This is a genomic window from Sphingobacterium alkalisoli (genome assembly GCF_005049105.1).
In the GTDB taxonomy this organism is placed as follows: Bacteria; Bacteroidota; Bacteroidia; order Sphingobacteriales; family Sphingobacteriaceae; genus Sphingobacterium; species Sphingobacterium alkalisoli.
In genome coordinates, this window is the sequence record NZ_SUKA01000012.1 from 1 (window position 1) to 24,130 (window position 24,130).

A 24,130-nucleotide genomic window follows, 5' to 3' on the forward strand; every position below is an offset into this window, starting at 1 on the left:
CCGTAGCCTGGTTCGATACAGTGCCTGCATCTAGGTCTGCCTGTGTAACCACATGCGTTACCGTGATGGTGGCCGTTGCAGCAGGTGCTAGCGTACCGATCTGCTCCTCACCTGCAGGGATAACAGCATTGTTATCCGTCAACACAAGGTTATTGATCGTCACGTTGCCCGTATTGGTGACCACGATATCGTAGGTGATCTGCTGGCCTACCGTATTGTATGGACCTGCGCTTGTGATCTCTTTTGTTACCGTAAAGGATGGTGTCTGTACTAGCTCTGTAAACGTACATGTCGGACATTGCGAATCGAAGTTTGGATCATTAGGATCCAGTGGATTGGGGTCCTCCGATTCGTCTGATGCCGGATCGCCACCTGGAGTCTCTCCAGAAGCAGTTGCCAAATTCCAAATGCCACCAGCATCAATGCTTTCTTGTGTAATAGCATATTTAGCTTCAAATGTCCATGTTTCACCGGGATCAAGACTATTATTATTGTTTGCATCACCAGAGACCAATACAGGAACGACAACCGGATTCGGCGCCGTAAACAGGGGGTCATTCAATACAACGTTCTCAATCGCTACATTTCCAGTATTTGCCAAAGTAAATGTATAGTCAATGTGATCTCCCACATTCACTACATCGTCGTCATTTGTATCTATGTAGTCTCCGGACTTTAACAGCTCCATGGAAGGAATACAAGGAATGACATTCAAACCGTATCCACGGCCAGACATGAGTGTAGCACCTACGACATTCTGTCTCACCTGCAACGTATTACCGGCAGGGCTCCAATTAATCGTATTTAAAGAATTTCCATTAAAAAGTTCTAGGGGAAACAAGGGTCCACCTGACGTTTTGCTTCCAAACATGGATACATTTCCAGTAGGACTTATCACTACCCTTATCAATGGATTAGTCGAATTTCCCGCCATCTCCCAGATGTCCCCTTCCGTATTAGTTTCATATAGATCTCCATCCGCAAAACGCACATTGATACCAGGAGCAGGAGTTCCATTGGATTGAAATTCGATTTCCGATGTCGCTAGCGGTTGTCCGTTTATAGACATATTAAAGGAGTTATCTAACTCATAAATATCAAGCACAAAACCGTAACTCGTCCCTGGTTGCGAAAATTCTGAGATTATAGGGTTGCTTGGAGCTTGATTACTACCATAACTCCAGCTAAAATTCTCACCATCTATTTGTTCCGTACAAATATTTCCGACGACAAAATCAATCCGATTCGTTAGTATGTTATTACAACCACCTCCAAGTCCGTTGTCCGAACATTCGAAATGTGGATCCGTTGGAGGGATATAACCAGCCCCAGAAGGATCGCTTTGGTTTGTCGCATCAGGATCCGTAACGTCATTAGGTCGCAATATCGTGGCTTCTACATTTAATTCTCCAGAAAGCACCGTTTCGTTGATGGTACCTTTTATCGTATAAGTCACTTCACATCCATTAGGTATATTCAAAGAAGAACTATACGTATTTGTAACAGGATCGTAAGTGATAGTAATGGCTTGCGTTGCTCCGCATGACGAAATAAAATTAACCTCTAGAGGCGAAAAACCATCGGGTGCCTTAAATGCAAACGGCGCTCCCTCCACATCGCTAGGTCCATCATTTTTCACTTTCACCGTATAGGTGAGCTCATCTCCTAAAGCAATGGACGTTTTATTCGGCGTAATACTCGATATCTCCAGGTCAGCGATCTTTACACTTACATCAGTAGCAATAGTTACCGCCTCTCCTTTTATGAACGTCCAGGTATCGATAGACTTCACATCACCAAATTGACCCGACGTACCCGAACCTCCAACGCCCCATATATGTCCATTAGTCTTACTACTTATCCCGATACTATTTGCCGGAGGTAAATGGCTGTTATTTTTAGGATTAGGATTCGATCCATTTCCAGAATTCGGGACATCCTGATCATTCCAATAGACTATATCAGAAGTAACATTAGTTAAATTCGTATGATCTAAGAGTTCTACTATTGTTCCAAACCGATTGTATTCCATATCGAAAAATGGAAAATGAACTTCAGCGCCTTGAAGTTGCACCGTTATTTCCGCGGGCACATCTCCCGCCGGAAGTGAAGCACCTACTCCATCTTTACCATCCCATAAAACACTGTTTGACCCGGCCGAGGCCGATCCAGTAAGCGTACGAGTTACAAAAGCAGCAGGCACGGCCGTACTCTCAATAATAATAGTATAATTTCCTTGAGTCCCCGCATTGAACTGAATAAAGCCGCCCTTATTGCTTACCTGCCCAGCTGTATTATCTGCTCCTACCAATTGCACGCCCGAAACCTCAGGAGTTACCACAGCATTCTTTAACCAGGTGGAACCACCGGGCACTGCGCCAGTAGCCGATGTGGGCAAATCACCTGCCGGTAAGGTGTAGAACATTTTATGTGTAATATGCCGTTCGGTATCTGCAGCATTGGGGTCGTGAACACGTCCGCCAAGATTACTTGTCGTATTTAAACTTTTATAGATCGGTTCTTGCGTTGCATTATCGACAAAACCATTATTGCTCACAAAAAAAGTGAAGTAAAGACCATTGTTACCATTATTGTCTACCCGGTACGTGTAACCGTCTTTTGTCAACACATATACAAGTCCATAGAAACCATTCGTATTTGCACTACCGGTTCCATTAGTTAGGTTTAAGACATTTGTATATACACGTCCTTTTACAAAATCGTTATTAGCGGAATTGACCACTGACACGTCCCATGCCATTATTCCAGCATTACCGCTACTTTGCGTCCAGTTAGCTGTTGCAGAAAAGGTATTACTCGGATCATTCGTCGCCCTCGCAACAAATTCAACCCGGTAAATTCCAGCCGAAGTGACATTGTGGTAGATAGGTGTATACCGGCTACCTCCTGTTTGACCGGGCAGTTGAGGACCTGCTAACTCATCCGTGCGGCTAGCAATCTGTCCAGCAGCCGTGTTATTGACTAACAGATCACCAGCGGGACCGTATAAACGAATACGTCCATTTCCTCCACCTTGCGCACTGGATGCTATGGTAATCGTTTCGCCAACCTTAGCATATACGTAATGCGTACCGTGGTTCGCAAAAGGCCAGTTTACCGTCGGATCGGTATGCGCACGTAAATAAGCTCGAAGTCCCGTAGCATCACTCGGATACAAATCCCTAGATCCATCCGCAAAAGCGTTAGCACCTATAAGTGTAAACAGTAAAACTCCCAGATATAACACCCAGTTTGCTTGCCTCATACCCTGGGCTAACTTTTGAAAAAAAATCATAATACTATTCATATTTTCAAGAAAAAAACATTAGTTTGGTGGCTGAAGATCTTCTGTACAAAAACCTACCTTTTTTCCGGCGCAAATATGATAACAGCATCTTAGAATCCTTGTCTCATTTTTGAATACTGTTGTCCATTTAAAAAAATGAGACAAAAACAAAAATCATAACTACCTATATAAAAGATAGATAAAAACAAAAATAAACCACACCTCCCACCTCTACTCACTCTCGCGATTTTCGCAAAACCAATACTACACACTTCATAATAGTCGTTATTTTTGTAGCCTTAAGCCCGATGATGTCGTTGCGGATTATTGGCAAGCAGCCGAGTCGTGATGAAATTACCTAGCTTTCTCTGCACGATATTTTTCACCAACTCTGTTTTGTATATGGTCATGTTCTTATCGATTTTTTTAGTTTTAGTTACCCCCTCCGTTTGCCATGGTTTACCATCAACAGTGGATACAAATCTTTCATACCTTGAGGCGACAAAATATGCCGTACATAAGAGTTCCTATTTTGATCGGGAGATCTTTAAAAAAAACGTATCCGACACACCGAATAATCGAATCACTAAAACCGATAAAATTAGCGAACACGTTCACAAAGCAATAACACTTTACGGATCCGGACATCGGCAGTCCGCACTACAAATCATTAATGAGATTGAAAGTACAGTCCTTGCGCGAAAGGAATACCACCATTTAAGTAATCTTTTACGTATAAAATCGGTGATACTCTATCAGGCAGGTTTTAGAGATGAAGGACTGCAACTGATCGAACGCAGTCTCTACTACGCTAAAAAGATAGCGGATAGGGATTCACATCATATTCAGCTCGGATATGCTTTCCTAGCCAAGACTGGTATGGTGACCGACGAAACCATCAAGCTCCAGTTGAAGGCAGCTGCTTATCAGCATATGACTTCTGTATCAACACTTCATCCTAAGCAACAAAGTGCGATGACCTCAGCCATAACGGCATACGCCACCAGTTTAATGGACAAGAAGGAATTAGATTCAGCAGAATTTCACCTCTTAAAAGCGCTACGGCTGTTTTCCTCCGACACACTGTATAAGGTGCCCGACACGTTCTATACCTTAGAAATATTAGGAATCCTTTGTTACGAAAGCAATAGGTTTGCGGAAGCCATCAACTATTACCAAAAGGCCCTTCGTCACAATGAATCCGTAAAAAACGCTCACCATACGAGCCGTCTCTACCTGCGCATGCACGGCGCTTATGATAAAATGAATAAGGATATAGAAGCTGACTATTATCTGCGCCAATATTCCATCATCAAAGCCAATCTAGACAGCGCAAAAGACGCCTTGATAAATGATGTAGCGACAAAAGCACAAGATCAGAATAGCACAAGTGAACAAGGGAACAGCAGAGGTCTCGAAAGTATACTCATCGTTGCGTTGCCCATTTCAATCTCACTCTTCATGCTCGTGTGGTACATCGGCCGTCCATTTGCTAAACGAAAGCAGTACGAAGAAAGCGAAACAGAAAACGAATCATTCACCGAGGTATCTCGTGTTTCTGAGGAACAACTTTCACCCAATGCCATTCAATTGAGCGAACTCTATAATTTAGCAAAAGCAAATAATCCACTATTCCTCACGAAATTTTGCAGCTACTACCCTAGGTATATCGACCGGCTTAATCAACTAGCCTTCCCTGAATTAGTTAGCTCCGAACTGGAGATATGTGCCTATCTAAAACTTAATCTCGATACGAAGGAAATATCGAGGTACACCTACCGAAGCATCCGCTCCATTGAAAATAGAAGGTATAGGGTACGCAAGAAATTGAATCTTTCTCCAGATACCGATCTCAAAAACTTTTTACTAAACCTGGATTCGTAGTCTTACTTGTCGCCCGTCAAATGCGAACTAGCTGTAATTTGTTGATCTCTCAATTGTTGCATATATTCTGAAGGCAACAAGCCAGTTTCGGAGCGGAAGGCAATAGAGAATTTACCATGTGTAGCAAATCCGCACAAACTCGCAAGATAGCTTATTTTACAATTTAACAGGCTTGGGTCATCCGCCAAACACTTTATAATATAGGAGACCCTGTGCTTCTGCAGATATGTATTGAAATCAATCCCACGATATTTTTTGAAGATATAAGATACATAGCGCACATTAGAATGCATGACAGAAGAAAGCTTAGACAACGTGATATCCGATTGAAGATAAAACTGCCTATCTTCGAGTTCCTCCAGCACAGATTTAAGCCGTTTCTCAGTTTCTTCCGCTATATGCAATTCATCATCCGTCTCTGTATGCATTATCCTACCTGCCGTCTGCGATACCTCTGTGGCAACTACCTTAGTAAAAATCCCCTTCTCCACGCGTCTGTTGCGCAGGATTAGATAGACGCCAAGCACAATGACTAGCAAAAGAAGAACGATACTAACAAAAACGGCATCTTTTTTAAAATTATCCTGCTCAAGTTCTTTGTGCTCCAATAATTGATCCGCTACCCTTTGCCATACTGCTGTACGATTTTGTAGCGTTTGTGCATGGAGGTCCTTATAATAAGTCGCTTGATTTAGATCGCCCATCTTACTATAGAGCTTTGAATACGACTCGTAAAGCAGTATTTTCAATTCTTCCCGGTTAGAGCTAGCGATGTAGGGCATAGCTTCTGCCAGGTATCCTTCAGCTATTGGCAGTCTATCTTGTTCTAGGGCCACTTCAGCTAGGCCGCGATAGATATAGGGTCTTAAGTTGCTTTCTTGATCGCCAAGAAGCTTTAAGGAGCGGAAAAATGCAGAGTCTGCCGCCGATAGTTTATCCAAGTTGAGGTAACAAATACCTATCAGTTGATCGTTGGTAGCCCGCACCAGTATGCCTCGGGGCGAGCTGGACGTATCCAGCAATGCATATTCTCCTGCTTCATTTAAAAATACCAGCGCTCCTCGGAAATTTTTGTCATTGAGTGCGTGGAACGCGTGCTCCTGCAGAATGTTTATCTTCGTTAGTGTATATCCTTTCGCCTGCCGTTGTTTTTCATTGATTATATCTGCTTTTTTAAGGTATTTCTTAGATTCCGAATACAAGCCTACATTGCGGTATGTCGTTGCTAAAAATCCTGCCGCGCGCGATTCCCATTCCAGAAAACCGTCCATTTCTGCGATTTTATGCGCACGCGCGGCAAGACGCAATGCGGTCGGAATATCCCCTGTACTGTGTTTAATGTTTGCAAGGAGCATAAGCGCTTTGATCTTTTGAAGATCTCCTTTCGCGTATTGGTGCAACGAGTCCGCTATCCGTTCCGCCTCAACTACATTAGAGGCTATCTTATCACTATACACCTCATTATACCGCTGATCAAATGTTTTCTCATCTGCGGAGGCAATACAACAGATGAAAAAGGAAAGGAAAATGCTTAAGACGGTGCTGTAGTTATGCATTTCGACGTTTTTTAAACAAATAGTTATCGCGATATTCCAAAGGCGTACATTCCTTTTCCTGATTGAAATTACGGTAAAAAGATGCCCGCGAATTAAATCCGCATTTTTGGGCCAACTCTTCCATGCTGTATTCCAGTATCTCCTTTTCCAACAACTCGCAGGCCCTCTGTATACGTAGCGAGTTTATACCCTGTTTCACACTACAATGGTACTCCTCGACAAAGAAGGCAGTGACGATCGGCTTAGGTAGACGTAATTCACGTATCATACCCCCTATTGTAAACTCAGGATCCAAGTACCTTTCATGCCGCAGATAGGTTTCTATCCGCGAATAATATCTCTGAAATTTAGCCGTATCCACCGGATCGTCTGCTACACCATGGTCCGAGAGTAGCCCAGGTTCTTCCTTTTGAACAAAAACTTGCGAGGCAGGCTGCTTATTCCCCAAAAGCTGGTGTAGCTGATAAAAATATGCCAAGCATACGCCGACAAACATCGAGAAAAATATAACAAAACCTGAGGTAGACGAGCTCGCCCGGCGCCCTTGTACTATGCCTGTAATAACCAACGGAAGCATAAAAGCAGCCAAAATTAAAAGAATAACAACCGCGTATCGATAAATCCACTTCGAGTTCGCCTGTGCCCTATTGTCGGACAACACGACGACAATTGGATAAACCAACCAGGAGAGTGCCATTAATCCGTAAAGTATCATATAGTAAGACCTGTCGTACTCCATGCGGAACTGGCGCAACATTAAAAAACAACTATATGCCAAAAGACCGAACACAAAGGGCAAGGCATGCCAAATTACCGTTTTTAAGGAGAGCGCATTGTTTTTTGCTGCATAGTATGCATAGAACAGTAACGGCCCATACAAGAGTCCAAAAGGCGCTCCTCTATCCACATATTTGAACCCCACGAGAACATCGCGAAACAGTGCTGCATGTACAATATGAACAACAACAAGTACCAAGAATGCACGGATTACCTTATCCAATTGAGAGGGTGCCGCGACCAAGCTCGATAAATGGATCCCGAGCAACGCAATAATGAAGATAGCTGCGTATAAAAACCAAATTACCATCCGGAGCTTTCGATATTTTCTCGATATGCGCTAGGAGACATACCTACATACTGTTTGAAATACCTGTAAAATGTCGTCTTTGAATTAAACCCACTTTGGTTGGCGAGTACCTCCATTTTCAATACCTGACGTTCATGCTCGAGGAGATCTTTAGCGTGTTCGATACGAAATTTAGCCAACCATTCATAGTAATTAGTCTGTAATTGCTGGTTGATATAATCCGTTATGAGTGCCTTTGGGAGTGCCGTCTTTTTAGACAAGTCATCGAGTGTCAGCCCTGCGTCCAGAAACAATTTATCTTCACACATACAATCTGCCAGCTTTTCCGCACACTGTCGAATACGTGAGTCATCCATTACGACCCTTATTTTCTGGGGTCGAATGTCCTCTATATCTGTTGTCTCGTAGCCTTTGGCAATGATCAGGTAATTGGTGAGGAGCAGAATTGAAAAAACCATTACAAAAGCAACAACGTACAACGGATTTACGTCCAGTTCAAATCCCCACTTATGACTTAGCAGCAGCAAACCGATAAAAAAGCCAATGGCATTACCTAAAAAAGCCAATTGCCGTAAAAGAACAAGCTTATTCGACGTATCCGAAACACTACGACGCATCCGAAACAGTGCAACGAGTGGATAACAAACCAATGACAGGATCATCAGTGGAAAATAAAATTCGTAATATAGCGCACTCGGATTCCCTAACTCAAAGAGATACCATAGCAGAAAGAAAATGAACATTGAAAAGTGAGCCATAACTGATATTCTGTTCCCTATCTTTCCCGAAGATGCAATTTTGTACATTATCATAAAAATCGGACCGTATAAGAACGGAAAGGGTATAGAATAATTCTGGAAAATAAATAAAAGATGTATCACCTGTAAAAGCGCAAACGATAACACGAACCATTCAAAAGCATTTTTATTTAATGTTTTGGCAAATAACATATGTATTCAATTTTTCTTAGTCGTAGGTACCTTGCTACAAGAATATGCCTGCTTAACTTCACGTATTTTTCTTAATACAAGAACTTTAGTTCAATGAAAACGGTTGGTTTTGCCTGCTTTTCCGGTAGCTAGGCGAATTTACAAGTTATATCTTAAATGCGCTATTGAATATGTTAAACTTTACAATTTTGTAGCTGATGTACTACAAAATCAAAAAAAGCCACTATTGTGGCTTCTATAAATAACGTGACATACAATTACTCGGCAACCTCGTCCGCAGCTTCGTTGGGGTCTTCTGTATCTGGCACTACGTCTTCCGCGTTAGATTCAGAGCGGTCGTCGTCTTCTTCAGACCTACTCCCTTCGGAGGACCTATCATCTGGATCTACTCCAGCTACTCCTTCCATTTGGCGCAGGTAGTCTTCATACGCTAAAATTAAGGCAATAACCAAACCTGGTTTTGACGTTATTGCCGATGTTTTCCTTGTATTCATATTCAATTGGCTTATATAATAATAACGTTGAAAACACTTGATTTGTTTTCTCTAGCTGTCAGAAAATTTAATATATTTTACGGCGTGCCTGTTATTCCAAAAAGACACTACCTCTTAAGTCTTCTTCCGCTATGCCTGTCAATGCGTCGTTTATGATAAGCAATGCCGGCTCCTGTAGCGGAGGCCTCTTCCCCGCAATATCCAATTGCAATATGTATTCTTTTACATCGGCTATCTTTTGCGGCATCCAAGTGGGGTCATCATCGTCCGCATAATTAACGGATGTTAGGAGCGTGTAACCCTGCCATTCCAGCGAATGCAAGATTGCACGCGTAAGCTTAGCAAATTTCATCTTGTTTATCTATTAAATACTTCATCTTGTGCAAAAACGCTACTTAGTCATATCCGTAAACCGTATGTATACAACAGATTACACTTTATTTTGTTTTATAAATCCACGTTAATTGCATTGTACATACATGCACGGCACTTGGAAATTCTAAAAATAATGTATACTTTAGAGATAAATTTTCCCCGTTAATTAAATAACCGTTGTTGTTAATAACGAGGCAAACCATTGTCAACCTAATGAAAAACGTACTTTTATGAAAAAGATCATATTTGTCGATAGTAGCCCGATCGGTCTCTTTACATTCCAGACCTACATACTCGAATTATGCAATTTTAATGTAGGCTTTGGTATTTTTATAGAGATCTTTGACAACCCGCTTATCTTGTTTGAGAAAGATGCCTCGGATGTCGTACGGCTTTCCATAGATGAAAGTTTAGTCCAATACATTGCCACTAAAAGTATATCCAGCAGAACAGAACGTTTACAGTATTTCAACCAATTAATGGAATTTGTCAAATCAAGTGAGGAGCTAGCTTCAAAGATGGTGTTTAAGGAAAAGAAGATGGAGTATCTGGCCGATAGCAAATATCTTGTTCGTATGAAAAACATATATGTAAATGCAGGGGGATAAAGAAGCGATAATTAATTGTATTTTTGTTTCAAACGTTTAGGTCTACTAAAATAAAGAAACCCAACATATGTCAACGCTATATATAAAAAACATGGTTTGCAATCGCTGTATTATGGTGGTGCAAAATGAAATGGATAAATACGGCTTAAGCGTTAAAAACATAAAACTGGGCGAGGTTACGCTTAAGAAAGAACTTTCTAACGACGAAAAAGAAATAGTAGAAAATGCACTAATCCAATTGGGATTTGAACTTATAGACGATAAAAAAAGCCGGATTATTGAGCAAATAAAAAACGTGATTATTGATTTGGTCCATCATCAGGATAGTGAGATCAAGAACAACCTCTCTGATGTACTAAGCAATAAGCTGCATCACGACTATAGCTATCTTTCCAACCTATTTTCAGAGATCGAAAGTACGACAATCGAAAAGTACTTTATTGCTCAAAAAATAGAACGCGTAAAAGAATTATTAGTATACAACGAATTGTCCCTGAGTGAAATTGCCTTTCGTCTCAACTATTCCAGCGTAGCCTATTTGAGTAATCAATTCAAGAAAGTAACAGGGCTTACGCCTAGTCATTTCAAACAAATCAAAGAAGACAAAAGAAAACCCTTGGACAAAGTGTAAATGTTACAAATCAAACCCAAAATTACACAATAATCCCCGTTGCTTTAAATGCTAATTTTGTGTTGTAAAATAGAGCATACAACATATGGCAAAGTCTAATAAACAAACAATTTCTCTCCCTTTAGAAGATGTAGAAAGTGAACACTGTGCATTGATCGTAGATAAAGGACTTGCACAGATCGAAGGAATAGCAGATCACAAAGTAGAACTTAATAATCGAAGGGCAATTATTACGGTAAGTGGCACCGAAGTGGTATCAGAAGCCATTAAAGCCATCAAAGATCTGGGGTATGGTGTAACCACGATACGACAATCTTTTCCTGTACTGAATATGACTTGCGCTTCGTGTGCCGTGAGTGCCGAAACAGGAGTTAAATCTGTGGAAGGCGTTATTGACGCTTCTGTCAACTTTGCTACCGCTACTTTATCCGTAGAATACCTGCCCGACACGACAAGCCCGTTAGGTCTACAAAAGGCAATGCAGGCTATCGGTTACGATTTACTGATAGAAGATGATACCACGCAACAGGAGACACTCGAAGCGATCCACGAACAGAAATTCCAGGCCCTAAAGAATAAAACCATTTGGGCGATTATACTATCACTTCCCGTGGTCGTAATAGGTATGTTTTTTATGGATATGCCTTATGCTAATGAAATTATGTGGGCGTTTAGTACACCAGTTGTGTTATGGCTGGGAAGAAGTTTTTTTGTTAACGCCTGGAAACAAGCAAAACACCGCTCGGCTAATATGGACACACTAGTCGCACTGAGTACCGGTATCGCCTATATTTTTAGCGTTTTCAATATGCTCTTTTCTGATTTTTGGCATTCAAAAGGCCTGCACGCCCACGTTTATTTCGAAGCAGCGGCGGTTATCGTTACGTTTATTCTTTTGGGAAAATTATTAGAAGAAAAGGCCAAAGGCAATACATCGACGGCCATAAAAAAACTAATGGGACTGCAGCCTAAAACGGTCACTGTAATTCAGGCAGACGACACCGAAGTACAAACAGCTATTGAAGCGGTAAATGTGGGTGATATCCTGTTGATAAAACCCGGTGAAAAAATTGCGGTAGACGGTCTGGTTACTTTCGGCAACTCATATGTAGATGAAAGCATGTTAAGTGGCGAACCTGTACCCGTATTAAAAGCCGTAAACGAAAAAGTGTTTGCAGGCACTATCAACCAAAAAGGGAGCCTCCGTTTTAAAGCGGTAAAAGTGGGCAAAGAAACCATGCTCGCTCAAATCATCAAAATGGTACAAGATGCACAAGGCAGCAAAGCTCCCGTACAGAAGTTAGTCGATAAGATTGCCGGCATCTTCGTTCCAGTAGTTATCGGAATTGCGATACTCTCTTTTTTATTATGGCTCGTGTTAGGCGGCGATAATGGTATTGTCCAAGGTCTTTTAGCTGCCGTTACCGTATTGGTAATCGCTTGTCCGTGTGCTTTAGGTTTAGCTACACCGACTGCAATTATGGTAGGTGTAGGCAAAGGTGCCGAAAATGGCATTTTAATTAAAGATGCAGAAAGCCTAGAATTAGCAAAAAAGATAGATGCCATCATACTCGATAAAACGGGAACAATTACCGAAGGCAGGCCAGTCGTTACCGGTGTCCAATGGCTGAATGCACATGATACGGACAAACAAATACTACTCAGTATGGAGAAACAATCCGAGCATCCGTTGGCAGAAGCAGTGGTTAAACATTTGGCGGGTGTACCAACTACTGCTTTATCCGCTTTCGAAAGTATCACGGGCAAAGGAGCAAAAGCAGTACATGATATGGAATCCTATTTTGTAGGAAATAAAAAATTATTGATCGAAAATAACATTACTATTGCCGATCAATTACAACATCAAGCCGATGCATGGGGCAAACAATCCAAAACCGTGATCTGGTTTGCAAATAGTAAAGAAGCCCTCTCCGTGTTGGCTATTTCAGATAAAATAAAAGAAACATCCGTCGCAGCGATCAAGCAATTGCACGAAATGGGTATCGAACTCTTTATGCTCACCGGCGACAATGAAGCAACAGCTCAAGCCATCGCACAAGAAACAGGCATAACCCATTACAAAGCAGAAGTACTGCCACAACATAAAGCCGATTTTGTAAAAGAATTACAAAACAACGGAAAAATAGTAGCCATGGTAGGTGATGGCATCAATGACAGTACTGCACTGGCGACTGCAGATGTAAGTATTGCAATGGGTAAAGGAAGCGATATCGCAATGGATGTCGCTAAGATGACCATTATTTCATCCGACCTTACCAAGATACCACAAGCAATAAGGCTCTCAAAACAAACCGTCGCGACCATTAAGCAAAATCTATTCTGGGCATTTATTTACAACCTCATTGGTATTCCTATTGCAGCAGGTCTTCTCTATCCCATAAATGGTTTCTTGCTAAATCCAATGATTGCGGGAGCAGCAATGGCCTTAAGCAGCGTTAGTGTCGTGACGAATAGTTTAAGATTAAAGTGGAAAAAGTAAATTAACAATTTAAATATAAATAAAATGGAAAACAATAATCAAGATTTAAGGTTCAAAACTAATATTAACTGTGGTGGATGTATAGCATCTGTAAAACCACATTTAGATCAGGCAGAAGGAGTCTGTCACTGGGAGGTCGACACCACCAACAAAGACAAAATACTCACGGTAAAATCCAAAGGAATCAGCGAACAGGACGTGATCGAAACCGTACAAAAAGCAGGCTTTAAGATAGAACCTTTAAACGCTTAAAATCGTTAGTCCATAAACAACAGAAAAAATGAAAAAGATATATTTTACACTCGCAGTTATGCTGTTTGGATTTTCAGCATTTGCACAGAACACCGGCAACCTTTTAAACAATTATATCCAGGTTAAAAACGCGTTGGTAAACAGCGACAGTAAAGCCTCAACCGCGGCGATAAATGCTTTCTATGAAGTTGTAAAAGGCGGAGACAATTTTGTCCAGAAAGCAGACCTGTTGAAAGCTACTGAGAAATTAAGCAAAGCGGGTAGCCATCTCGAAAAACAGCGAACCGCATTCAACGAGGTTTCTACTGTACTATGGAAGTTAGTGAAAAACGCTGACAACATAAATTCACCCGTTTACTATCAATTCTGCCCAATGAAAAAGGCACACTGGTTGAGCACCGAAAAAGAAATCAAAAATCCTTATTACGGCTCGTCAATGCTTACCTGTGGTAAAGTCGTCGAAACAAGATTTTTAAAATAGATCATAAAATTATGTTGCCAAAAAATCTGTTCCTTTTAACGCTGATGGCTATTGCTATTGGTTCATTCAGTGTCGCACAAACGGTAGTGCGCTACGACCTCTATGTCAAGGACACACTAGTCAATTATGCGGGTAAAGAAAGAAGAGCCATTGCCGTAAACGGTCAAATTCCAATGCCTACACTTACTTTTACCGAGGGTGATACGGCCGAAATAGTCGTGCATAATCAACTAGTAGAAAACACTTCATTACATTGGCACGGGGTTTTCCTACCGAATAAAGAAGATGGCGTACCCCATCTCACACAAGAGCCCATCAAACCAGGAGCGATCTATACCTACCGCTTTCCGATTAGTCAAAATGGCACACACTGGTATCATTCCCATTCCGGCTTGCAAGAACAAATAGGTATGTACGGCAGTTTTGTGATGAATAAAAGATCTGATGACCAAACATTTCGAAAAGGAATAGATGATCTGCCCACTATCCCCATTATATTAAGCGAATGGACCAATCTCAACCCCGATAACATCCATAGAATGCTGCATAACGCAAACGATTGGGCCGCTATCAAAAAAGGAGCTACACAATCCTATGCGGAGGCAATCCGGGAAGGGCATTTTAGAACTAAGTTGACCAACGAATGGAAACGCATGTTGGCGATGGATGTAAGCGACGTATACTACGATAAAATATTAATAAACGGTCATCATACTACCGACCTAAAAAAAATCGATGGTAAAACACTAAAAGCAGGAGATAAAGTTAGATTAAGGGTATCTAACGGAGGTGCATCTTCCTATTTCTGGCTTCGTTACGCAGGAGGCAAAATAACCGTCGTTGCAAATGACGGTAACGATGTAGAACCAGTAGAAGTAGATCGATTGATTATTGCCGTTTCCGAAACTTACGATATCGTGTTAACTATTCCCGAAGAGGGTATTGCTTATGAATTTTTGGCAACTACAGAAGACCGAACACAATCTGCCAGCTATTTTGTCGGTGATGGCCTAAAAAAGCCTATTGCTCCGCTTCCACGCCTTGATTATTTCAAAGGGATGAAGATGATGAATGATATGATGAAAATGAATGGCGATTTGGACGATATGGGCATGCATATGAGTTTGAACCAAATGGATATGAATGCGGTAATGTATCCCGAAATTACTGGACCGGACAAACAAACCCACGACCACGCCGCGCATAATATGCCTATGGAGAGCGCTCCCAAAACCCTAAATTATGCCATGTTGCGATCACCATACAATACGACACTGCCCGAAGATGCTCCGGTGAAGGAACTCGTCTTTACACTGACCGGGAATATGAATCGTTATGTGTGGAGTATGGATAATAAAATCCTTTCAGAAACCGATAAAATTCCCGTAAAGCAAGGCGAAGTTTTACGCATCACCCTTTATAATAACTCGATGATGCGCCACCCCATGCATCTACACGGTTTTGATTTTCGAGTGATCAACGGTAAAGGCGAAAATGCCCCATTAAAAAATGTATTAGACATTATGCCCATGGAAACCGATACCATCGAGTTTTTAGCTAACGAGGAGGGAGATTGGTTTTTTCATTGTCATATTCTATACCATATGATGTCGGGCATGAATCGAGTTTTTGCAGTTGGAGATTACAAAAACCCCTTGTTACCTAATAAAGAGAAAGCCTATAAGATGTTACAAAAAGAAAGTAATATGGTTCACTTTATGGCGCAGAATGATTTTGCTACCAATGGGAACGATGGAGAAGCGATGTTACAGAATGCAAGATGGTCTTTAGGTACAGAATGGCGTCTGGGCTATAGCGATATGCATGGCTACGAAGTAGAAACCCATTTGGGAAGATATATTGGAAAAATGCAATGGTTTATGCCGTTTATAGGTTTTGACTGGCGTTACCGCAAAATGGGAATGGATGAACACGAAACAAATTTATTTGGACAAAAAAATGGAAAAGATACGCGCAGCGCCTTCAGTGTCGGATTTATGTATACCTTACCCATGTTAATTAATTTCCAGGCCGAAGTATATCACGACGGTATTGCACGGTTGTCTCTCATGCGCGAAGACATTCCGGTTTCAAAAAGACTACGGGCTGGTTTTATGGTCAATAGTGATCGTGAATACATGGGTGGTCTTACCTATATATTAACCAAAAATATAGGTATCCGTACACATTACGATAGCGATATGGGCTTCGGATTTGGTTTATCGCTAAATTATTAAAAAATATTTAAAAACAAATTTAGCATCTAAAAAACTACGTTACAATACATTATACACCGTGTATAGATGACAATAAGCTAAAATTCATTTTTTTTATTGCTAAAAGAATCCCTAGTTTTGTCCAGATTATAAAAAGAATTATGGCAATCACAACACTAGGTCAATTTATCATCGAAAAGCAGGCCGACTTCCCATATGCCAAAGGCGAACTCTCCCGCTTGTTGCGCGATATCGGTATTGCCGCCAAATTGGTAAACCGCGAAGTTAATAAAGCAGGCCTCGCCGACATCCTCGGACAGCAGGGCGACACCAACATACAGGGAGAGGTACAGCAAAAACTAGATGTATATGCCGACATGCAGTTTATCAACGCCTTGAAAGTGGGTGGTGAATGTTGTTATGTCGCTTCCGAAGAACACGAAGAAGGTGTTGATCTATCTATGAACACGGTCTCCGAGAAGGCGAAGTACATCGTTTGTATCGATCCCCTTGACGGATCGTCCAACATCGATTCCAACGTATCTATCGGCACGATTTTTTCGATATATCGGCGTCTGTATACCGACCGACCGATCCAGCAAGAAGAGATTTTGCAAGTGGGCCGCAAACAAGTCGCAGCAGGATATATCATCTACGGGTCTTCGACCATGCTGGTCTATACCACCGGCTGTGGGGTCAATGGATTTACATTAGATCCTTCTATCGGTGAATTTTGCCTCTCCCATCCCGAGATGAAGATCGCCCCCACCGGTTCCCTATATTCCATCAATGAAGGCAATTACAGTAAGTTTCCACAAGCCGTAAAGCAATATATAAAATATTGTCAGGAAATCGACCCCGCTACAAACCGGCCATATACTTCGCGTTACATCGGTTCCATGGTAGCTGATATCCATCGCAATCTGATCAAGGGAGGTATATTCATCTATCCCGAAACTTCCAATCATCCCAACGGTAAACTGCGTCTGATGTATGAGTGCAATCCGATGGCATTTATTGTAGAGCAAGCTGGAGGGAAGGCTAGCACAGGTAACAACGCTATATTGGATATCCAGCCTCGTTTGTTACACCAACGTGTACCCATTGTTATTGGGAGTAGACAAATGGTAGAGGAGGTAGAACGTTTATATCTTAATTTCCCCGTCCCTTTTTCCGTCTGTTATGAGTAGCGACCATACCAAGGCCGATTATTCCCACCGAAATAAAGATGATAATGCTTCCAATCACCGCAGTTGATGCACTAAAATTCAAATCTACCACATACAATCCCAATCCAAACAAAAGTATACCAACGATTAACCTTATCATACGTACGAAAAAATTATCCGCCAAACATACAAAAAAATTTCCTTCCTATTAATTTTATTATCATAGAAAATTATATGTTATAACATCAATTACAATTCCGCAAGGTAGCCGATAATTCAACTGCTTTTTACCCATCCATATCGAAGATTGGAGCATCATAGCTCTTCGCGAAGAAGAAGTCATGTCACGACTTTACATCTTAACGACATTTGCGACATAACCTGTTCACAACTTTCTATTATCTTTGCAACAATTACCGGTCAAAAAAAAGATGAGTTTCAACTGCAATAAAACGAATTACCCCTTAAAAGATTGGATTAAGCGCAGCTTGGTGTTTTCAATCTGCATTGTATCGATTCTAGCTATCGATGTCATGTACAAAGATCAATCGGTCTTTTGGTGGAATATTCTCGTCGCTTTTCTTTGTTTTTTTGGCATCATCGTTTTTAACCTCGTGCTACATATACAATTTAAGGTTAAGGATCCGATCAAATCACCCGTATATGTGAAAGTATTAAGCTTCCTGTCTACCCTTGGCATCTGTGCGCTTACCATCTGCGTAACCTCCCGTTTGGGTGTGATGACCATCGAGGAACGGCGTATTTTAGACAGTTCCACTTTCGGCTTTCTATTGCTTTTGTTTGTACGTGCCGCCATTCTCAATTTCATCGTTCAACTGTGGTTATACTTTGTAATGAACGATTATTTTCGCAATCAGCTCGAACTCGAACGATCGAAGCTCGATAAGCTCAATGAACGGGCCATCAACCAAATGTTACGGCAGCAAGTACAGCCACATTTTCTATTCAATGCGTTATCCAGCCTAAAATCCTTAATCAAAAAGGACAGTACCATGGCAGAATCCTATTTGCTTCAACTCTCTGATTACCTTCGAGCTAGTTTTACTACATCCGAAGACGGGCTGGCAACTGTGAAACAAGAACTACAGCTTTGTGAAGATTACCTCAACATGCAGAAGATACGTTTTAATGACGCCATCTCCTATACGATCCATGTTTCTGAATCAGTGCTTCAAGACAACCTTCCGATTTTTTCACTGCAGCCTCTGGTCGACAACGCCCTTAAGCACAATCAATATACCGTCGAACATCCCCTTCGCATTGAGGTGCTGCACCAGGACGGGTGGATTATTGTGCGTAACAATGTCTGTCCACGCAAGACCTCTCATGAGGACAATAACAACTATGGGCTTAATAATCTCAAAGAGCGGTTTAGCTACTATTTGAAAGAAAGTGTGCTGATACATGACCACGGTACCTCATTCGAGGTACACGTTAAAATCATTAAACTATGAAAGCCATCATCATAGAAGACGAAGATCTTACGGCAGAAGATCTTCTTTGCACCTTGAAGCGGTTGGATCCCCACATCGAACTGCTAGCCCGGTTGTCCAGTGTCAAAGAATCCATCGCTTATTTCGCTAAAAAAACACCGGTAGACCTTATTTTCAGTGATATCCAATTGGGTGATGGGGAGTCCTTCGATATTTTCAAAACTATCGTTCCACCCGCTCCCATTGTATTCTGTACCGCCTATAATCACTATATGATGGAAGCCTTCCAGACCTTCGGACTGGATTACGTTCTCAAGCCCTTCTCGGACGAAAGCATTCAAAAAACCTTAACTAAATACAGGTCGTTGAAAGACAGTTTTAATAAGGGAACACATGAGATGCTATCCGAGCTGCAGACGCAGGCCGTATCAGGAGAACAGCGCCGTAAGTCGATTATCGTTATGAACGGCGACAAAATAATCCCCGTGCAATTGAACGACATTGTACTCTGTTACATCGAATTCGACAACGTATTTGTCAAGATAAGTTCCGGCAAACAATACCTCGTTAACAAATCGCTGGATGAAATGGAGCAACTACTGGGGGAGGAATTCTTCCGTGTTAACCGGCAGCATGTCCTCAAGCGAGAAGCCATTGCCTACGCCAATACCGGACTTAGCCGAAAGCTGATGCTAACCCTACACGTGAGTCATCCCATTAAAATCTCCGTGAGCAAAGAAAAATGCAGTGCCTTTCTACACTGGTTAGAAGGATAATATACCAACTATACATCCTCATATTTTGACGATTCAGTTGTCAATTTGTCCGCTTCGGCTTCTTTTTCATTTCCCATTTTTAAAATTCTACCCATATTTGAATTAAGGTAATTACACGGTAATGCCTTGTTTAAAATGAACAACTAAATTCATCATACCATGAAAAAATATGTTTTAATATTTAAAACATCCATCCGAACGATATTAGATCGATCCAATCTGATTCAGAAATTATATTCGGTTTCCAAAGATGTAAAATTTGCAACCGTAGACCTCGATGATGAAGATTTTATCCTACGAATTGAAAGTACCCGTCGTAATGAAGATTTCATTTCACGATTTCTATCACTAGAAGGACATCAGGTATCCTTTTTGGCAGCATTTGAAAAAGACGAGCAAGAAAGACCGTTGATAAGAGCATCATACTATTAATATGTTAGCTAGATCGTAGTCTTTGTGGAAGTGGGGGTGTTACCTTATTAAATCAACGCCCCCTCAGCGTTGTCCAGTTGCTCGTAGATGGAATTTTTGGAGATGTATTCCGGCACAATATCTTTCATTGCGGTCACTAAAGCCATTCGGTCAATACTTTCCGAACAGATCATCGTACATAGCGCCTCAATTTTATATTTTTTTAGAGCTACATCCTCCGTATTGACCTTAGCGATCATGATTTTATCGTGATGCGTTTTTTGGGTATTTTCATCATTCGCCAATAGCTCCTCATAGGTCTTTTCTCCCGGACGCAATCCGGTAATCTGAATATCAATATCTTCAGGATAGCGGAATCCTTTCAATCGGATCATGCGTTTGGCCAGGTCCATTATCTTCACGGGCTGCCCCATATCAAACACAAATATTTCACCACCGTTACCCATCACCGCAGCTTCCTGCACCAGTTGGCAGGCTTCTGGAATCGTCATAAAGTAGCGTGTAATATCCGCATGCGTTACCGTGAGCGGTCCCCCTTTTTTCAACTGCTTTTCAAAGAGTGGGATCACCGACCCATTGGATCCAAGTACATTTCCAAACCGGGTAACGATAAAATTAGTCGTACTTTGCCGATTCAATGCCGACACATAGATCTCCGCAATACGTTTTGTCGCTCCCATCACATTGGTAGGGTTGACGGCTTTATCCGTAGAGACCATCACAAATTTTTCTGCACCAAATTCCACAGCCAGATCCGCTACGTTCTTTGTACCACATACATTGGTACGGATGGATTCATATGGATTTTGTTCCATTAGCGGCACATGCTTATAAGCCGCTGCATGGAATACCACCTGTGGCTTATACTTCGCGAAAACCTGATGCATAAACACCCGATCCCGTACGTTACCCACCTCATAAGAGGACGTCTCTGGCGCGATTTGCAAGATTTCCTGCTGCATATCGTAGAGCGCAGATTCCGCCTGATCCAACAAGATAATTCGTTTACAATCACTGTACGCAATCTGCCGTGCCAGCTCCGAGCCGATAGAGCCCGCCGCCCCAGTTACCAGGATTACTTTTCCTTGCAACGACGCTTTTACTACCAAGTTATCCAGTTTGATCGACTCACGGCCCAAGAGATCCGTAATCTGCAGCGTACGCATTTGCCGTGCGGCCACCTCCCCCTGCAGCAGTTTCGCTGTGGAAGGCATGATCATAATTTTCGCCGGTAACGGCTCCAATATAGCAGAGATTCGCTTTAAACGCTCCGTATTATTATCATCCAGGGCAATAATAAATTTATCCACGCGTAGATTCTGTACATAATTCTCGTTAACGCAGGCGATATCTTTAATATGAAACCCATTGATCCGCTTTCCAATCCGACTTGGGTTATCATCAACCACAGCCACTACCTTATACTTATTGCGCGTATCATTCTGTAAGATATTATAGGTTACTGTGCCCATATTACCCGCCCCAGCAATAACGACCCTACTTACTGTGCGCTCATTCCAAAAAATCCGCTCATAAATCGTGCGGTAGAATATCCGTGCAGCTACCATGGTTACGAACGTGAGAAAGGCATGTATAAAAAGCACGCCATATGACAACCTTAGAAACTCAGCGCCTACCGTACCGGGTGTCAAAACCAAACGTACGACAAAAGAGACAGCAAATAGTATTCCGCCAGCAACAGCAACGGCCGTCATGATATATTGCGCGTCGCGTATTCCCGATTGCCGGATTATTCCCTTATAGGTTTTAAAATATAAAAAGCATAAACTGTAGACCAACGTCAAAAATGCTGATTTTTTAAGCATCAACAACAGATCAAAATTACCTTTAAAGCTGTTAATGATATAATTGGACAGTACATAACATGTCCAAACAATCAGTAAGTCAATCACCAAAACAACCCATCTCGGATTGTCTTTACGCAACCGTTTAAAAATATGTGCTATTTCCATTAAATTTTTTAACTACACAAATATGCCTTAGGGCAACATTGTTTTTTCACAACATCAAAGACTGTAACAAAAAGCACACCAAAACAGCAAAATAGCGAAACGGACTCAATAGTTTATTTTAGATGTTACGACAAGAGATATCTGGACTACAAGTTAGTTATTTTTTTACGAAAAAGAAACCCAGCTGAATGGCGATTCAGCTGGGTTCTTATAATTTTGAAATTAAATTATCGTTAATTTGCCTTCACGCAACGAATGCTATGCCCTTGTGGAAAATAATTCGTATTATAGTTAGAAGTAGACTGCAAGTTGAAATTCATTCGCCAGAAATTCTCCCCACCTGATGAAGTCGTCGTCCAGTAGGAGCCTTCATCGGCATGGGCCGAGCTAACCGTGCTCCTTCCGTCTTGTCCTATATACCCTGCTACCGGCAAGAATAGATACTTATCCTGATCAGCAACAGCAGGTTGACTCGTCGTCCCGAAGTAGATACCACGAACCCCATTGTACGTCGCTTCGGAGCGAGGCCAATAGATTATATTAAACTGCTCACCACCTGTCAGCTTCTCTAACTCCGCTCTAGAAGGCGTTTTCCAGTTACCGCCATTGCTTTGCACTTTGGTACATGGATCGGTGCCGGTAGTATAGGTTGTACTTCCTCTCGATCTATCCACAGGCCGCGAAGCGCTTACAGGGAATAAAGAGTTTAATGGCCAATAATTACCGAACACGGCTTGATTAGCTGCGAAGGAATAGACTCCGGTAGTCGGATTATAAACTAGATTACCTGGCGCCCATGTTAATCCACCAATGTCGATTCCATCTGGTTTTTTCAACTTTAGCTCCATCGTATAGCGCACACCCGGGGTTATCTTCAATCCTTCTAGCACCAAAGGTGTGGTTCTCGCTGTCCCACCTATAGTGGCCGATGAAATCGTAAATTTACCATTGGTTACGGCCGGTGAACACACGATTGTAGCTGCACTGGTTGAAGTGTTCGCTCCAGTTGGGAACGACACGGTCTTTCCTGCAGATGCTACCGCACCATAAGTAATCGCTCCGTTTTGGAGTTTAACATCCACCTTAGAGCGGTGTGGTTCAATACGGGCCGCAATAGCTGTAATAACACCCACAGCAGAAGCATCCAGTACGGTATTGATCTGACTGAATTGATGTTTCAAGATTATATCCAAGCTATTATCGCCGCTGGTCAATTGCACATTAGACGTTACATCATACATGAAATCAGCATCACCGCTGATCGACGTTAGCTTAGCAACAGAAAGCGACTGCGCAGGATCAACTGCTGGCACCGTGCTGTTGCTTCGAACTGAATAAGATACGAATGTATAGGTTTTCCCTGTAAACAACCCAAAAGGTTCCGGATTCGGTGCACCAGCACTATATACCTTATCAGCGACATACGCACCAGTTTCCTGATCGTAAACCACCACGCGATACTGTACACCTGCCGGCAACGGATCGCGATCGACAGTCGTCGCCGCTAATTTTGTCAATCCATTACCATTAGATGCTGGCACCAATGTCGCTACCAACTGGTAAGTGTCATCAAATGGCACAGCAACTTGCTGTACTGCGGACTCTGACTGTTGCCCTTTCAGGTTCGTGGAGCCTACCTTCACGAGGCTTGATGTACCAGTCTGTACGCCCTGAAGGTTTACCTTCACGGATGCTGCCCCGTTTCCCATATTCATTTCCTCTTTACCGCACGAAACAACGAATACCGTGCACGCAATAAAAGCGATTAAGGCACCCTTGCCACGCTTTATGTTAACCCATTGAAAACTCTTCATGTCAGATATATATTCGGTTACCAATTAAGTTCATATTGTTTATTCTCTTCTGTTTCCCACTCCTCCTGTACAAAATCTCCCTCGGCATGCGGTGATACAAAAGCAGAAGCCGTTGCAATTCCTTGTTCCAATTCTATAATCTCTACTTCTATCGTCGGTGCGATATAAGGCAATAATTCCTTCGTATTCATA

20 protein-coding genes are annotated in these 24,130 nt (G+C 41.9%); 11 read left to right on the forward strand and 9 right to left on the reverse strand.

Annotated elements, in window-relative coordinates; genetic code table 11:
* A partial coding sequence (locus FAZ19_RS22920; protein ID WP_169305754.1) for a DUF7507 domain-containing protein occupies positions 1–3,265 on the reverse strand: 3,265 nt, incomplete at its 3' end.
* Positions 3,266–3,757: 492 nt separating this feature from the next.
* Between FAZ19_RS22920 and FAZ19_RS22925 the strand changes: the two genes are divergently transcribed.
* On the forward strand, positions 3,758–5,170 hold the full coding sequence (locus tag FAZ19_RS22925; RefSeq protein ID WP_169305755.1) for a tetratricopeptide repeat protein: 1,413 nt from the start codon (positions 3,758–3,760) through the stop codon (positions 5,168–5,170).
* A 2-nt stretch (positions 5,171–5,172) separates the two neighbouring features.
* On the opposite strand, the gene FAZ19_RS22930 is transcribed toward FAZ19_RS22925, so the two are convergent.
* From FAZ19_RS22930 to FAZ19_RS22950, 5 genes are all read right to left on the reverse strand, one after another.
* Positions 5,173–6,726 (reverse strand): helix-turn-helix domain-containing protein, encoded by a 1,554-nt coding sequence (locus tag FAZ19_RS22930; RefSeq protein ID WP_136823113.1) that lies wholly within the window; start codon positions 6,724–6,726, stop codon positions 5,173–5,175.
* Positions 6,719–7,813, reverse strand: a complete 1,095-nt coding sequence (locus FAZ19_RS22935) for a helix-turn-helix transcriptional regulator (RefSeq protein WP_136823114.1) — start codon at positions 7,811–7,813, stop codon at positions 6,719–6,721. The genes FAZ19_RS22930 and FAZ19_RS22935 overlap by 8 nt, the downstream gene beginning before the upstream one ends.
* Positions 7,807–8,571, reverse strand: a complete 765-nt coding sequence (locus FAZ19_RS22940; protein ID WP_169305756.1) for a helix-turn-helix domain-containing protein — start codon at positions 8,569–8,571, stop codon at positions 7,807–7,809. The genes FAZ19_RS22935 and FAZ19_RS22940 overlap by 7 nt, the downstream gene beginning before the upstream one ends.
* A 449-nt stretch (positions 8,572–9,020) precedes the next feature.
* Complete coding sequence (locus FAZ19_RS22945) at positions 9,021–9,257, reverse strand: hypothetical protein (protein ID WP_136823116.1); 237 nt, start codon at positions 9,255–9,257, stop codon at positions 9,021–9,023.
* A gap of 91 nt (positions 9,258–9,348) precedes the next feature.
* Positions 9,349–9,609: a hypothetical protein gene (locus FAZ19_RS22950; protein WP_136823117.1), complete on the reverse strand. Its 261-nt coding sequence runs from the start codon at positions 9,607–9,609 to the stop codon at positions 9,349–9,351.
* 253 nt (positions 9,610–9,862) lie between these two features.
* Between FAZ19_RS22950 and FAZ19_RS22955 the strand changes: the two genes are divergently transcribed.
* The 10 genes from FAZ19_RS22955 to FAZ19_RS23000 all read left to right on the forward strand — a co-directional run bounded on the left by FAZ19_RS22955 (position 9,863) and on the right by FAZ19_RS23000 (position 20,151).
* Positions 9,863–10,240 carry a hypothetical protein gene (locus FAZ19_RS22955; RefSeq protein WP_136823118.1) on the forward strand — a complete coding sequence of 126 codons (378 nt, stop codon included), beginning with the start codon at positions 9,863–9,865 and terminating at the stop codon, positions 10,238–10,240.
* 67 nt (positions 10,241–10,307) lie between these two features.
* Positions 10,308–10,871 (forward strand): helix-turn-helix domain-containing protein, encoded by a 564-nt coding sequence (locus FAZ19_RS22960; RefSeq protein ID WP_136823119.1) that lies wholly within the window; start codon positions 10,308–10,310, stop codon positions 10,869–10,871.
* 85 nt (positions 10,872–10,956) lie between these two features.
* Positions 10,957–13,371 (forward strand): heavy metal translocating P-type ATPase, encoded by a 2,415-nt coding sequence (locus tag FAZ19_RS22965; RefSeq protein ID WP_136823120.1) that lies wholly within the window; start codon positions 10,957–10,959, stop codon positions 13,369–13,371.
* Positions 13,372–13,395: 24 nt separating this feature from the next.
* Positions 13,396–13,623, forward strand: a complete 228-nt coding sequence (locus FAZ19_RS22970; protein ID WP_136823121.1) for a heavy-metal-associated domain-containing protein — start codon at positions 13,396–13,398, stop codon at positions 13,621–13,623.
* 28 nt (positions 13,624–13,651) lie between these two features.
* Positions 13,652–14,104, forward strand: coding sequence for a DUF3347 domain-containing protein (locus FAZ19_RS22975; protein WP_136823122.1), 453 nt, complete (start codon positions 13,652–13,654; stop codon positions 14,102–14,104).
* A 44-nt stretch (positions 14,105–14,148) separates the two neighbouring features.
* On the forward strand, positions 14,149–16,341 hold the full coding sequence (locus FAZ19_RS22980; protein WP_308424028.1) for a multicopper oxidase family protein: 2,193 nt from the start codon (positions 14,149–14,151) through the stop codon (positions 16,339–16,341).
* Positions 16,342–16,478: 137 nt separating this feature from the next.
* Complete coding sequence (fbp, locus tag FAZ19_RS22985) at positions 16,479–17,510, forward strand: class 1 fructose-bisphosphatase (protein WP_136823124.1); 1,032 nt, start codon at positions 16,479–16,481, stop codon at positions 17,508–17,510.
* Between the two features lie 410 nt (positions 17,511–17,920).
* Positions 17,921–18,964, forward strand: coding sequence for a sensor histidine kinase (locus tag FAZ19_RS22990; protein WP_136823125.1), 1,044 nt, complete (start codon positions 17,921–17,923; stop codon positions 18,962–18,964).
* A complete protein-coding gene (locus FAZ19_RS22995) occupies positions 18,961–19,719 on the forward strand; it encodes a LytR/AlgR family response regulator transcription factor (RefSeq protein ID WP_136823126.1) in 759 nt (252 codons plus the stop codon). The genes FAZ19_RS22990 and FAZ19_RS22995 overlap by 4 nt, the downstream gene beginning before the upstream one ends.
* Before the next feature lie 159 nt (positions 19,720–19,878).
* Positions 19,879–20,151: a hypothetical protein gene (locus FAZ19_RS23000; protein ID WP_136823127.1), complete on the forward strand. Its 273-nt coding sequence runs from the start codon at positions 19,879–19,881 to the stop codon at positions 20,149–20,151.
* Positions 20,152–20,198: 47 nt separating this feature from the next.
* On the opposite strand, the gene FAZ19_RS23005 is transcribed toward FAZ19_RS23000, so the two are convergent.
* From FAZ19_RS23005 to FAZ19_RS24025, 3 genes are all read right to left on the reverse strand, one after another.
* Positions 20,199–22,124 (reverse strand): polysaccharide biosynthesis protein, encoded by a 1,926-nt coding sequence (locus FAZ19_RS23005; protein ID WP_136823128.1) that lies wholly within the window; start codon positions 22,122–22,124, stop codon positions 20,199–20,201.
* A gap of 233 nt (positions 22,125–22,357) precedes the next feature.
* Positions 22,358–23,938, reverse strand: a complete 1,581-nt coding sequence (locus FAZ19_RS23010) for a hypothetical protein (protein WP_136823129.1) — start codon at positions 23,936–23,938, stop codon at positions 22,358–22,360.
* A gap of 17 nt (positions 23,939–23,955) precedes the next feature.
* Positions 23,956–24,129 carry a hypothetical protein gene (locus tag FAZ19_RS24025; RefSeq protein ID WP_169305757.1) on the reverse strand — a complete coding sequence of 58 codons (174 nt, stop codon included), beginning with the start codon at positions 24,127–24,129 and terminating at the stop codon, positions 23,956–23,958.
* Position 24,130 lies beyond the last annotated feature (1 nt).

Coding starts and splice junctions, on each gene's coding strand:
- FAZ19_RS22930 (WP_136823113.1), bottom strand. CDS start 6,726: ATGCATAACTACAGCACCGTCTTAAGCATTTTCCTTTCCTTTTTCATC.
- FAZ19_RS22935 (WP_136823114.1), bottom strand. CDS start 7,813: ATGGTAATTTGGTTTTTATACGCAGCTATCTTCATTATTGCGTTGCTC.
- FAZ19_RS22940 (WP_169305756.1), bottom strand. CDS start 8,571: ATGGCTCACTTTTCAATGTTCATTTTCTTTCTGCTATGGTATCTCTTT.
- FAZ19_RS22945 (WP_136823116.1), bottom strand. CDS start 9,257: ATGAATACAAGGAAAACATCGGCAATAACGTCAAAACCAGGTTTGGTT.
- FAZ19_RS22950 (WP_136823117.1), bottom strand. CDS start 9,609: ATGAAATTTGCTAAGCTTACGCGTGCAATCTTGCATTCGCTGGAATGG.
- FAZ19_RS22955 (WP_136823118.1), top strand. CDS start 9,863: ATGAAAAAGATCATATTTGTCGATAGTAGCCCGATCGGTCTCTTTACA.
- FAZ19_RS22960 (WP_136823119.1), top strand. CDS start 10,308: ATGTCAACGCTATATATAAAAAACATGGTTTGCAATCGCTGTATTATG.
- FAZ19_RS22965 (WP_136823120.1), top strand. CDS start 10,957: ATGGCAAAGTCTAATAAACAAACAATTTCTCTCCCTTTAGAAGATGTA.
- FAZ19_RS22970 (WP_136823121.1), top strand. CDS start 13,396: ATGGAAAACAATAATCAAGATTTAAGGTTCAAAACTAATATTAACTGT.
- FAZ19_RS22975 (WP_136823122.1), top strand. CDS start 13,652: ATGAAAAAGATATATTTTACACTCGCAGTTATGCTGTTTGGATTTTCA.
- FAZ19_RS22980 (WP_308424028.1), top strand. CDS start 14,149: ATGGCTATTGCTATTGGTTCATTCAGTGTCGCACAAACGGTAGTGCGC.
- FAZ19_RS22990 (WP_136823125.1), top strand. CDS start 17,921: ATGAGTTTCAACTGCAATAAAACGAATTACCCCTTAAAAGATTGGATT.
- FAZ19_RS22995 (WP_136823126.1), top strand. CDS start 18,961: ATGAAAGCCATCATCATAGAAGACGAAGATCTTACGGCAGAAGATCTT.
- FAZ19_RS23000 (WP_136823127.1), top strand. CDS start 19,879: ATGAAAAAATATGTTTTAATATTTAAAACATCCATCCGAACGATATTA.
- FAZ19_RS23005 (WP_136823128.1), bottom strand. CDS start 22,124: ATGGAAATAGCACATATTTTTAAACGGTTGCGTAAAGACAATCCGAGA.
- FAZ19_RS23010 (WP_136823129.1), bottom strand. CDS start 23,938: ATGAAGAGTTTTCAATGGGTTAACATAAAGCGTGGCAAGGGTGCCTTA.
- FAZ19_RS24025 (WP_169305757.1), bottom strand. CDS start 24,129: ATGAATACGAAGGAATTATTGCCTTATATCGCACCGACGATAGAAGTA.